The organism is Streptomyces galbus (assembly GCF_005280195.1).
GTDB classification, from domain to species: Bacteria; Actinomycetota; Actinomycetes; order Streptomycetales; family Streptomycetaceae; genus Streptomyces; species Streptomyces galbus.
This window is the reverse complement of record NZ_SZPR01000072.1, coordinates 1-365: the sequence shown is the minus strand read 5'-3', so window position 1 is coordinate 365 and position 365 is coordinate 1. Positions and strand designations below refer to the sequence as shown.

The 365-nt window shown below is 71.8% G+C and carries 1 pseudogene; it reads left to right on the top strand.

Features of this window, described 5'->3' with window-relative positions:
* Positions 1-365: pseudogene (locus tag E4U92_RS35595) on the top strand (2-oxoacid:acceptor oxidoreductase subunit alpha); the annotation flags it as partial.

The window sequence follows — 365 nt, the reverse complement described above, 5'->3', positions numbered from 1 at the left end:
TCCGACGGCTACCTCGCCAACGGCTCCGAGCCCTGGCGCATCCCGGAGCTGGACGAGCTGCCGGACCTGCGGGTGCAGTTCGCGCAGGGACCGAACCACACGCTGGAGGACGGCACCGAGGTCTTCTGGCCCTACCTGCGCGACCCCCACACCCTGGCCCGCCCCTGGGCGATCCCCGGCACGCCGGGGCTGGAGCACCGCATCGGCGGGATCGAGAAGCAGGACGGCAGCGGCAACATCTCCTACGACCCCGCCAACCACGACTTCATGGTCCGCACCCGCCAGGCCAAGATCGACGGCATCGACGTACCCGACGTCGAGGTCGACGACCCGCACGGCGCCCGCACCCTGGTCCTGGGCTGGGG